The organism is Actinomadura fibrosa (genome assembly GCF_900659615.1).
Taxonomy (GTDB): Bacteria; Actinomycetota; Actinomycetes; order Streptosporangiales; family Streptosporangiaceae; genus Spirillospora; species Spirillospora fibrosa.
Genome location: NZ_CAACUY010000276.1, coordinates 1 through 10,711, shown reverse-complemented (window position 1 = coordinate 10,711; position 10,711 = coordinate 1). Strand labels below are relative to the sequence as shown.

At 72.3% G+C, this 10,711-nt stretch carries 9 protein-coding genes; 1 reads left to right on the top strand and 8 read right to left on the bottom strand.

Annotation, left to right across the window (positions count from 1 at the left end; all coding sequences use genetic code 11):
* Window positions 1-1,409 (top strand): M1 family metallopeptidase (locus E1300_RS42585; protein ID WP_306440697.1); only part of this gene is annotated, 1,409 nt, incomplete at its 5' end.
* 42 nt (window positions 1,410-1,451) lie between these two features.
* On the opposite strand, the gene E1300_RS42580 is transcribed toward E1300_RS42585, so the two are convergent.
* Genes E1300_RS42580 through E1300_RS42545 form a run of 8 tightly spaced genes read right to left on the bottom strand, consistent with a single transcriptional unit; the run spans window position 1,452 to window position 10,684 of the window.
* Window positions 1,452-1,922 carry a GNAT family N-acetyltransferase gene (locus tag E1300_RS42580; RefSeq protein ID WP_131762965.1) on the bottom strand — a complete coding sequence of 157 codons (471 nt, stop codon included), beginning with the start codon at window positions 1,920-1,922 and terminating at the stop codon, window positions 1,452-1,454.
* 21 nt (window positions 1,923-1,943) lie between these two features.
* The gene (locus tag E1300_RS42575; RefSeq protein ID WP_131762964.1) at window positions 1,944-3,179 is read right to left on the bottom strand and encodes an enolase C-terminal domain-like protein; all 1,236 of its coding nucleotides are present in this window, start codon (window positions 3,177-3,179) and stop codon (window positions 1,944-1,946) included.
* Window positions 3,176-6,319, bottom strand: a complete 3,144-nt coding sequence (locus E1300_RS53635; RefSeq protein ID WP_131762963.1) for a glycoside hydrolase family 38 N-terminal domain-containing protein — start codon at window positions 6,317-6,319, stop codon at window positions 3,176-3,178. The genes E1300_RS42575 and E1300_RS53635 overlap by 4 nt, the downstream gene beginning before the upstream one ends.
* Before the next feature lie 30 nt (window positions 6,320-6,349).
* Window positions 6,350-7,216 (bottom strand): carbohydrate ABC transporter permease, encoded by an 867-nt coding sequence (locus tag E1300_RS42565; protein ID WP_131762962.1) that lies wholly within the window; start codon window positions 7,214-7,216, stop codon window positions 6,350-6,352.
* Window positions 7,213-8,091 (bottom strand): carbohydrate ABC transporter permease, encoded by an 879-nt coding sequence (locus E1300_RS42560; protein ID WP_131762961.1) that lies wholly within the window; start codon window positions 8,089-8,091, stop codon window positions 7,213-7,215. Before E1300_RS42560 ends, E1300_RS42565 begins: the two co-directional genes overlap by 4 nt.
* Before the next feature lie 7 nt (window positions 8,092-8,098).
* The gene (locus E1300_RS42555) at window positions 8,099-9,373 is read right to left on the bottom strand and encodes an ABC transporter substrate-binding protein (protein WP_242619753.1); all 1,275 of its coding nucleotides are present in this window, start codon (window positions 9,371-9,373) and stop codon (window positions 8,099-8,101) included.
* A gap of 38 nt (window positions 9,374-9,411) precedes the next feature.
* Window positions 9,412-10,173, bottom strand: coding sequence for a FadR/GntR family transcriptional regulator (locus E1300_RS42550; protein ID WP_131762960.1), 762 nt, complete (start codon window positions 10,171-10,173; stop codon window positions 9,412-9,414).
* 37 nt (window positions 10,174-10,210) lie between these two features.
* Window positions 10,211-10,684 carry an alpha/beta hydrolase fold domain-containing protein gene (locus E1300_RS42545; protein WP_370785860.1) on the bottom strand — a complete coding sequence of 158 codons (474 nt, stop codon included), beginning with the start codon at window positions 10,682-10,684 and terminating at the stop codon, window positions 10,211-10,213.
* Between the last annotated feature and the right edge of the window lie 27 nt (window positions 10,685-10,711).

The window sequence follows — 10,711 nt, the reverse complement described above, 5'->3', positions numbered from 1 at the left end:
CCACGGCCCTGCTCGCGGCGGCGGCCCTGCTCGCCCCAGCTGCCGCCCCCGCTGCCGCGGACACCCGCGCCGCCGCGCGCGGGCACGGCCCCGGCTTCACTCCGGGCGCGCCCGGTGGCGGCGACCCCTACTTCCCCGAGGAGGGCAACGGCGGCTACGACGTCCGCCACTACGACCTCGCGCTCGACTACGACCCCGCGTCCAACGCGCTCGCCGCCACCGCCCGCATCACGGCCCGGGCCACCCAGAACCTGTCGCGGTTCGACCTGGACCTCAAGCAGCTCACCGTCAAGAGCGTGCAGGTGGACGGCCGGTCCGCGGCGTTCACGCGCAAGGGCCAGGAACTCGTCGTCACGCCGCGCAAGGGCCTGCGCAAAGGCGCGGGCTTCACCGTGACCGTCGCCTACGCGGGCACCCCGAAGCCGGTCGAGCGCCCCGACATCGGGACGTTCGGCTGGATCAGGACACCCGACGGCGCGTACGTGGTCTGCGAGCCGGACGGCGCGTCCACCTGGTTCCCGAGCAATGACCACCCGCAGGACAAGGCCACCTACACCTACCGCGTCACCGTCCCGGAGGGCACGCAGGTCCTGTCGAACGGCGAGCCGGGCGGGCAGACGACGCGGGGCGGCAAGTCCACGTTCGTGTGGAACGAGCGCTCCCCCATGGCGAGCTACCTGGCGATGCTCGCGATCGGGAAGTACACCGTCCAGAAGGGCAGGACGCAGGGCGGCGTGCCCGTCATCACCGCCGTGGCCCCGAACCGCGCGAGCGAGCTGAAGACGATCCACGAGAAGACGATCCAGGCGGTCGACTGGGAGGAGAAGGTCTTCGGCAGGTACCCGTTCGCGTCCACCGGCGGCATCCGGGTCGGCGTGGACGTGGCGTTCTCGCTGGAGACGCAGAGCCGCCCGATCTACGGCTACGAGCCGGACACGCCGACGATCGTCCACGAGCTGTCGCACCAGTGGTTCGGCGACAGCGTGAGCGTCCGGCGCTGGAAGGACATCTGGTTGAACGAGGGCTTCGCCACCTACGCCGAATGGCTGTGGGACGAGCAGCACGGCGGCCCCACCGCGCAGGCGACGTTCGACGACCTCTACAAGCAGCCGGAGAGCTGGACCTACTACAAGGAGCTGTGGCTCAACCGGAAGACGGGCGACCCCGGCGCGAACGAGCTGTTCACGCTCACCCCGTACTGGCGGGGCGGCATGACGCTCCAGGCCCTCCGCGGCCGCATCGGCGACAAGGCGTTCTTCGCCCTGCTGAAGACCTGGACGCGCCTGCACCGCAACGGCAACGCCACCACCGAGCAGTTCATCGCCCTGGCCGAGAAGATCTCCCACAAGCAGCTGGACGGCCTCTTCCACGCCTGGCTCTACACGAAGACCAAGCCGAAGAGCTGGTAGCGGTCCTGCGGGACCCGCCCGGGCGGGCGGGTCCCGCGGCCGTCAGCCGCGGGCGGCCTTGGTGAGGGCGTCGCCGGTGAGGCGGTAGGTCGTCCACTGGTCCTGGGGGCGGGCGCCGAGGGACTCGTAGAAGCCGATGGCGGGCGTGTTCCAGTTCAGCACCGCCCACTCGACGCGCGCGTAGCCGCGCTCGTCGGCGATGCGGGCGAGTTCGAGGAGCAGCGCCTTGCCGTACCCGTGGCCGCGCACGTCCGGGCTGACGAACAGGTCCTCCAGGTAGATGCCGTGGACGCCCTCCCACGTCGAGTAGCTGAGGAACCACATCGCGAACCCGACGACCGCGCCCTCGTGCTCGGCGACGTGGGCGAAGACGCGGGGTTCGGCGCCGAAGAGGCTCTCGTGCACCTGCTCCTCGGTGGCCTTCACCTCGTGCAGGGAGCGCTCGTACTCCGCCAGCTCACGGATCAGCCGAAGGATCGAAGGGACATCGTCGGACACCGCGGGTCGAATCATAAGGCCAGGTTAGGTCCGAGTTCAGTCGAGTGCGGGCAGGGGGGCGGCGGGGTCGGCCCAGCGGTCGTTGGGGACGAGCGGGTACCAGCCGGGGCGGCCGGGGTCGCGGTCGTAGGGGTAGCCGCCGAGTTCCTTGTAGAGCTCGGCGTACTCGGCGACCTTGTCGCGATCCAGCCGGACGCCGAGGCCGGGCCCGGACGGGACGGCGATCCGGCCGTCCGCGTAGGCCATCGGCCCGCCCTCGATCACGTCGTCCGCCAGGTGGTGGTAGTGCGCGTCGGCGGCGTAGGTGAGGTTCGGCAGGACGGCGCCGAGGTGCAGCATCGTGGCGAGCTGGACGCCGAGCTCGCCGGAGGAGTGGACGGCGACGCCGATCTGGAACGTCTCGCAGACGCCCGCGGCTTTCACGCAGGCGCGGATGCCGCCCCAGAACGTCGTGTCGAGCAGGACGACGTCCGCGCCGCGGCGCAGCACGTTGGCGGCGAGCTGCTCGAAGTTCACCACGACGGTGTTGGTGGCGAGGGGCACGTTCACGCGCTCCCGGACGAGCCGCAGCCCTTCGAGGCCGAGGACGGGGTCCTCCAGGTAGTCGTTGTCCAGGTCCTCGATCGCCTTGCCGAACCGCAGCCCCTCGTCGAGGCTGAGCACGGAGTTCGGGTCGTAGCGGAGGCGGTCGCCGGGGAACGCGTCCGCGAGGGCCCGGTAGCACTCCAGCTCGTGCGCGGGCGGGAAGACGCCGCCCTTCAGCTTGTGGACGGTGAAGCCGTGCGCGGCCTTGAGCGCGCGGGCGTGCTCGACGAGCTGGTCCGGCGTGCGGACCTCCGGCGATCCGCCGGCGCCCGGGTAGCGGTAGAAGAGGTAGGACGCGAACGGGACGCTGTCGCGGACCCGGCCGCCGAGGAGGTCGTGGACGGGCACGCCGAGGTGCTGGCCGACGAGGTCCAGGCAGGCGAACTCGATCGCGGCGAGCATCTGCGTGCGGTTGTTGTACAGGCTCGCCGTCGGATTGGCGATCTTGAAGCGGAGCGCCTCCAGCTCGAACGGGTCGTGCCCCGCGAGGTGTGGCGCGAGCGCCGCGAACGCGGCCTCCGCGCCCTCCCCGCCGCCGCCCATCTCGCCGAGGCCGACGAGGCCGTTGTCGGCCTCGATCTCGACGAGCGTGCGGACGAAGCGGCCCCAGTGCGCGCCGTTGCTGTGCAGGAGCGGCGCCTCCAGCGGCACGGTGACCGTGGTGGCGCGGATGGCGGTGATCCTCATGTGCGGTCGTCCCCGATCTGGTGAGGCGCTGCCGGCAGGCGGACGGTGACGGTGGCGACGCCGCAGGCGGGGAGCCGGACCGTCATCGCGCCGTCCCGGACGGGCAGCTCCGCCGGGTCGCGCTCCAGGCCCGCGCTGACCAGGGCGGCCGTCGCGCCCGGCACGCGCAGCGCGGTCTCCACCGGGCCCGCCGCGAGCGACTGGAGCCGGACGGCGAGGCCCTCGCCGTCCCGCGCGCGGCCGACGGAGGTGACGAGGACGTCCGGGTCGTCCACCTCCAGGAAGGCGCCCGAGGCGACGGGCTCCCCGGCGGTCTCGGCCGTGCCGGTCGCGAGCGTCGCCACGAACGGGTCGGTGAGGCCCGCGGCGGTCCGGGCGCCGAGCCGCCGCCCCGATCCGGGCGGGCCGGACCCGAGGGCGTAACGGAAGGTCGTCTCGCCCTGCTGCTGGGACGGAAAGTTGGTGTCCCAGATGTTGTTCAGCGCCCAGGAGTAGACGGTGCCGTCCTCCTGGTCGAGGGTCGGCGGGAACGGCGCGTACGGCATGTGGATGGAGCCGAACTGGACGAGCGGCGCCTCCAGCGTCGCCCACGCCACGGTGAGGTCCGGGTCCTCGAACGCGACCCAGTGCCGGATCGGGCGCATGTGCTCGGCCGAGCCCGGGACGCTCGGGACGCCGGTGCCGCCGACGCCGCCGGTCAGCTCCCAGGCGGCGGGCGGCCCGTCCACGGCGAACGGGAACGCGAAGAACACCGCCTCCTTGGCCGCGGTGGGCTGCTTGCCGAGCTGGTAGCGGACGTCCACGCGGGGCACGCCCGCGTACAGGTCGATCGTCGTGCGCAGCCAGTCGACGCCCTTGCCGTGCGACTCGATGACGAGCCGCTCCCCCGCGGGCGTCCGCTCCGCCCGGGTGACGGTGGCGTGGGTGGCGACGGCGCGGTCGCCGAGCATCGTCTTGTCGTGCACCAGCATGTGCCCGGACATGTGGTTGAAGTGCGGCGCCGTCGCGTACCGGTCGTAGATGTACTGCCCGAACCCGGCGATCGCGTCGCCGTTGACGAGCTCGCGGCCCGCGGCCTTGTCGAAGACCGAGGCGATGTGGCCTTCCTTCAGGTCGTAGGAGACGCGGTAGTGCTCGTTCTCGATCGTCCCTCCGGTGCCGAGGTCCACGGGCTCGGGCGACGGAGCGTCCGGCCCCGCGGGGACGACGTCCACGCGGACGTGGCCGTGCCCGGGGACGTCCGGGACGACGATGTCCAGGTGGCGGCCGATCGGGCGGGTCGGCCATTCCTCCGGGTCGACCTCCTCCTCGCGGTGCGGGACGGGCGCGCCGGTCTGGGCGTCCAGCAGCGTGATCGGGACGTCGGGCGCGACCACGTCGCGGGGCAGGAACGCGCGGGCCACGTCGGTGCGGGCGGCCGTGCCGGGGTTGACGACGACGAACGAGGCGAGCGCGTCCGGGGACGGGGCGAACGTCGCGCCGAGCCGCCCGGCGCCCGCCTGGAGCAGGTCGAGGGCGTCGTCGTGGGCCTGGTAGCCGACCTGGGACTTGCGGGTCCACTGGAGGCCGCCGGAGTCGTTGCCCTCCTCGGCGTCCTCCCAGGGGTTGGCGGCGCCCCACGTGTGCTCGTCGAACAGCGCGGCGAGGTCGTACGCGGCGTCGATCGCGGCGGGCGCGCCGGTCCGGTCGCCGCTGCGCTCGTCGGCGAGCGCGTGCAGCGTCTCCGCGGACCGCAGGACGCCCTGCGCCCGGCGGACGTACCCGAGCGGACGCGCGCCGGAGCCGAGGCCGTCGGCCCACCAGTCCGTCCAGTCGCCCTCGTGGACCTGGAGCCGGTCGGCGTGGTGCTCCTCGACGTGCGCGAAGAAGTCGGCGTTGGTCGCCGTCCGCAGCCGCGGGTACGCCCAGGTCTCGTTCCAGCGCAGCGCGATGTCGGCGGGCATGATCGACGGCCCGGCGTTGTCGGCGTGCGCGCCCTGGACGCGCAGGTGGACGGCGTCGAGGAGGTCGGGGTCCTTGGCGGCGCCGACCTGGCCCGGCGCCGCGTACCAGCCGAACGTCCCGGGCCCGTAGGGGTAGGGGCGGTCGGCGAGCGAGCCGAGGTAGCGCGGCAGCAGGTCCTCGGCGAGGTCGTAGCCGTCCACGAGGCCGACGGTGTTGCCCTCCATGTACGCCATGCCGTGCGGGGTGTCGGTGAACCAGACGAGCAGCTCCCCGCCGCCCGGCGACCGCCACCGGAACGGCCGGGCCAGCCTGTCGCCGCCCGTGATGTACGGGACGGACCGCCCCGCCCAGTTGTGCGCCGCCGCCAGGTACCGCACCCCGGCCGCGTTCAGCGCGTCCACGGTCCCGACGACGGCGCCCGGGATGTCGGTGTGCATCGCGGAGCGGACCTCGATGCCGTACGCGCTCCGCAGGTGCTCGACGAAGCGGAGCTGCCGGTACAGCTCCTCCGTCGAGCACGCCTCCGTGTGGAGCTGCATCGGGAACGCGGTCACCTCGATGTCGCCCGCGCGGGCCCGCGCGGCGAACTCGGCGACCTGGTCGTCCGGACGGGTCGCGAGCCAGCGCAGCGCGGGCAGCGACGACTCGACCGACCAGCGGAACCGCGCGTCGTCCGGCCGCCCGTCGGTCTCCCTCGCCAGGCGCAGCGCCGCGTCCAGGTAGTCCAGGTGGTGGCGGAGGACGGTGCCCTGCGTGTCGGTGTAGCCGATGTCGAGGTGGGAGTGGTGGACGACGAAGACGGTCCACTTGCGCTGCGGCGTGACGTCGAGCGGCGCCGCACCGACCAGCCCGTCCGCGTCGCGCACCTCCAGCGTGACGCGCCGCGCCGCCTCCACCTCCGGGACGAGCAGCGTGACGGTCTCCTCGTCCGCGCCGCCCTCGGCGGTGGCGGACGCGAGCACGTCGGCGCCCTCCTTCAGCGCCGCCTCCACCCGGCGGCCGGCGCCGGACAGCGTCAGCCGGACGGCCTGGCGGAGCGCACCGGCCTCGTCCCGCCTGAACAGCGGCAGCACCGCGGCGCGCACGGACAGGCCGCGCACCGCGAGGACCTCGGTGGAGGTGTCCTGCCGCAGCGCCGCGCGGATTCCGTCATAGTCGGGCGAGCCCAGGCTCGCCTGGAGCAGGCGACTCGTCATCGTTCCGCCGTCTCTCCCTTCAAGAGGTGGTTAGAGCTGGGCGAGCGTGAGCCCGCGCGTGAAGAGCCGCTGCGTCGCGAGGAACAGCACGACCGTCGGCAGCGAGACCACGAGTCCGGCGGCCAGCGCGATCGGCACCGGCGTCCCGGCGTAGACGTCGGTGGTGAGCGCCGACAGCTCCGCCCACACCGGCCGGACGCTCTCCGACTGCGACAGCGTCAGCCCGAACAGCAGGTCGTTCCAGACGTAGGTGAACTCCAGGATGAACACCGCGGCGAGCGCCGCCGAGGACAGCGGCAGGTAGATCCGCCAGAAGATCCGGAACGTCGACGCGCCGTCCAGCCGCGCCGCCTCGAAGATCGACACGGCGACGCTCCCGAAGAAGTTCCGCATGACCAGCGCCGCGAGCGGCACGCTGATCGCCGTGTAGACGAGCACGAGCCCGACGTGGTCGTCGTACAGCGACACCTTGCTGTAGCCGACGAACAGCGGCACCAGCAGCATCTGGAACGGCACCACGGTCCCCGCGAAGATCACCACGAACCAGGCGAAGCCGTGCCGGAGCCGCAGCACCACGATCGCGTACCCGGCGAGCGCGCCGAGCAGCACCGCGAGCGCCGGGGACACGACGCTGTAGGCGAGCGTGCTGAGCAGGGTGCCGCCGACGCCGGTGCGGTCCCACGCCGCGGAGACGTTGTCGAACAGGCCCATCGAGGACGGCGGCTTCACCGCGTCGGACGGGTCGTAGTCGTCCGCCGGGCGGACCGCGTTCGCCACGATCAGGTACGTCGGGAACAGCCAGACGAGCCCGAGCACGGCCAGCACGGCCCGGCGCGCGATCCCGGCCGCGCCCGCCCGTTCCCGCCGGACCGTTCCATCCGCGTCCCGCGCGCTCATCGCGCCTCCTCCCTGCCGGCCTGGCGGCGCAGGTAGACGTACGACGCCAGGCCCGTGACCGTGGTGAGCAGCACCGCGACCGCCGACCCGTAGCCGTACTCGTCGGCGACGAACACGTCGCGGTACATGGTGACGGCCAGCGTCTCGGACGACCGCCCGGGCCCGCCCTGGGTCATCACCCAGACGATGTCGAAGTTCTTCAGGCCCGCGACGAGCGCCAGCCCGAACACGACCGTGGTGATCGGGCGCATCAGCGGCCAGATCACGTGCCGGAACAGCCGCCAGCCGGACGCGCCGTCGATCCGTGCCGCCTCGATCGGCGCCTTCGGGATCGACTGGAGCCCGACGACGAACAGCAGCATGTTGACGCCGAGCTGCTGCCACGTCCACACCACGATCATCGCGAACGTGTTGCGCGGGCCGTCCTGGAGGAAGGCGGTGTCACCCCCGGGCATCCCGAGGAAGGTCAGGATCTGGTTCGCCATGCCGTCCGGCTGGAGGATGAAGCCCCAGATCACGCCGAGGCCCGCGCCCGACATCGCGTAGGGCAGCAGGAACGGCAGCCGGAACCACGAGCCCCGCCTGAGGTCGTAGGACAGCACCGCGACGAGCAGCCCCAGCCCCACCGGCAGGACGACCGTGCCCACCACCCACAGCAGCGTGTTGCGGACCGAGGTGAGGAGCGCGTCGTCCTCGAACAGGCGCCGGTAGTTGTCGAGACCGGTGAACACCGGCGACGCGAGCCCGTCGTAGGTCGTGAAGCTGAGGTAGGCCGTCCACAGGAACGGCAGGTAGAGCAGGACGGCGACGAACACCAGCGCCGGGGAGACGTAGACGTGCCGGAACCTGCCGTACAGCGCGAAACCCTTGCTCATCGGCGGGTCAGCTTCCGGCCTTGTGCGTCTTCCAGTACTCCTCGTTCGCCTTCTGGATCTTCTGGAGCACCTTCATGTACGTGTCGGGCTTGTTGAGGAAGCCGTCGAAGCCGCTCAGCGCCTCGGTGAGCACCGGCGCGGGCGCCGCCTCGAAGTAGCGCAGGACGAGCCGGTTCCCGGGCCCCGCCGCCTGCTTGGTCACCTTGTCCAGCTCGGGGTCGGCGACCTTCACCTTCGGGTTGCCGGACACGTCGCCGCGCGCGTTCGCCCACTTCTCCTGGGCGGCGGGGGTGATCCACCACTTGAGGTACTTGGTGCTGGCCTCCGGGTCCGGGGCCTTGCGCAGCGAGCAGAGCGGGCCGCTCTCGAAGACCAGCGAGGTCTTCGGCAGCGACGGCTCGACGTTCGGGATGAAGAAGAACCCGTAGTCCGTGCCCTGCTTCAGCCCGCGCTGGGTCATGCTCGTGTTGAACCACGTCCCGCTGATGACCATGGCGGCGTCGCCCGACTTGAAGTGGTCGGCGGGGTCGGCCTTGTCGCCGGGGTCGCTGAACCAGCCGGCGTCGATCATCGACTTCCAGCGCTCCATCACCTTCACCACGGCGGGATCGGTGTAGGACGCCTGGCCGGTGGACAGCCGCTCGTACAGGTCGGGGTCGGTCCCGGCGAGGAGCTGCTCGAACCACGCGAACGAGAACAGCGACGTCGGCGTCGTCTGGTTGAAGGGCACCTGCCCCTTCGACTTCAGCGTCGTCGCGACCTTCTCCAGCTCCGCCCACGTCGTCGGCGGCTTCAGGCCGTACTTCGCGAAGACCTTCTTGTTGTAGAACATGCCCCAGTAGGCGGTGTTCAGCGGTACGCAGTACTGCTTGCCGCCGACGGTGTAGTACTTCTTGAGGCTCTCCGACAGGTCGCCGCTCGCGATCGCGTCCGTCCAGATCGCGGAGGTGTCCGCGACCTGGTTCTGCTTGACGATCTCCTCCAGGCGGCCGCCGGTCGTCCAAGTGAACAGGTCCGGCTTGACGTTGGTGCGGAACGAGCTCTTGATGAACGCCGTGTACGTCGGCTCGTCGGTGTAGCCGACCGGCTTCATGCCGAGCCCGGTCTGCTGCTTGCCGAGCGCGCCCATCTGCTCGAAGAACGGCTTCCAGGCGCCCTTGTCGTTGTAGAGCTTCAGCTCCGACTTGCTCCCGCCGGAGCCGCCGCCGGACCCGCAGCCGGTGGCGATCAGCAGCGCGCCCAGGGTGAGCGCCGTAGCCCGCAGTCGCTTGGACGACAGCATGGTGGGCCTCCTTCATCGGGGGTGGGTGCGCGGCCGCCTCAGGCGAGCCGCTGCTCGATCACGCGTTTCACGTCCGCGAGGTGGGCCCGCATCAGCTCCTCCGCCGCGTCCGCGTCCCCGCGCTCGATGGCGTCGAGGATCGCCCGGTGCTCCTCGTGGTCGCGGGTGCGGTCGTCGAAGAGCCGCTGTATCTCGCGCTGCTCGGAGGCGTGCACGGACAGCAGCGAGTCGATGACCTCGCAGAGGACGGAGTTGCCCGCGGCCCCGGCCGTGGTCCGGTGGAAGGCCATGTTCGCCTCGTGCAGCCGCGCCTCGGCTTCGAGCGCGGCGGTCTCCAGCGCGGCGGCCTCCGCGGGGCCGGCGTCCGCCGCGCCGTCGCGCCGCGTCCCGGCGAGGTGCCGGGCCGCCTCGTCCAGGACGCCGCGGAGCCGTTCGAGGTCGGCGGGCTCGGAGCGGCGGGCCGCCCGCGCGGCCAGCGGCGGCTCGATCAGCAGCCGCGCGTCCAGCAGGTGCAGCAGCCGGTCGCTCTCCAGCGCGCGGACGTTGGGGTTCGGGATGACGAGGCGCTCGATGTCGGCGCCGACGTAGATGCCCGAGCCGTGCCGGAGCTGGACGGCGCCGGTGGCCTCCAGCCGGCGCAGCGCCTCGCGCAGCGTCGGGGTGGTCACCGCGAAGCGCCGCGACAGCTCCCGCGCCGACGGCAGCCGGTCGCCGGGGCGCAGGCCGCCCGACCTGATCAGCTCCAGCATCCGCTCGGTCAGAGCGTCCGCCAGGCTGGGACGGGCTACATCCTGTGACATCGCCACCTCGCTCCAAGAAGTAAAGTCATCTAATCACTTAGTCGGAGGGCTGTCCAGAGTCCGGAGCCGCACCCGGCGCCGGGTGCAGCGCCCGGCGCAGGGCGGCCCGCTGCTCCGCGAACGCCCGCCGTCCGATCCGTGCCGACAGGATGCCGTCGAACCCGTGGCACGCGCCCGGGACATGGTGCAGTTCGGTCGGGACGCCCGCGAGGATCAGCCGGTGCGCGTAGGCCAGGGCCTCGTCGCGCAGCGGGTCCATCTCGGCCGCCAGGATGTAGGCGGGCGGCAGGCCCGCGACCTCGGCGGCCCGCGCGGGGGCGGCGTACGCCGGGACGTCCGCGCGCCCGCCCAGGTAGTGCCGCCACATGTGCGCCGCGTCCGTCCGGTTGAAGAGGGGCGGGTCGGTGAAGGCCCGCATCGAGGGGGTCTCCATGCGGTCGTCCAGCACCGGGTAGAGCAGCATCTGGAACGCGAGCGGCGGGCCGCCCTCGTCGCGGGCCCGCAGCGCCACCGCGGCCGCGAGCGCGCCGCCCGCGCT

What these genes read in the sequence shown, in the direction of transcription:
- E1300_RS42580 (WP_131762965.1), bottom strand. Translation starts at nt 1,922, where the DNA reads ATGATTCGACCCGCGGTGTCCGACGATGTCCCTTCGATCCTTCGGCTG.
- E1300_RS42575 (WP_131762964.1), bottom strand. Translation starts at nt 3,179, where the DNA reads ATGAGGATCACCGCCATCCGCGCCACCACGGTCACCGTGCCGCTGGAG.
- E1300_RS53635 (WP_131762963.1), bottom strand. Translation starts at nt 6,319, where the DNA reads ATGACGAGTCGCCTGCTCCAGGCGAGCCTGGGCTCGCCCGACTATGAC.
- E1300_RS42565 (WP_131762962.1), bottom strand. Translation starts at nt 7,216, where the DNA reads ATGAGCGCGCGGGACGCGGATGGAACGGTCCGGCGGGAACGGGCGGGC.
- E1300_RS42560 (WP_131762961.1), bottom strand. Translation starts at nt 8,091, where the DNA reads ATGAGCAAGGGTTTCGCGCTGTACGGCAGGTTCCGGCACGTCTACGTC.
- E1300_RS42555 (WP_242619753.1), bottom strand. Translation starts at nt 9,373, where the DNA reads ATGCTGTCGTCCAAGCGACTGCGGGCTACGGCGCTCACCCTGGGCGCG.
- E1300_RS42550 (WP_131762960.1), bottom strand. Translation starts at nt 10,173, where the DNA reads ATGTCACAGGATGTAGCCCGTCCCAGCCTGGCGGACGCTCTGACCGAG.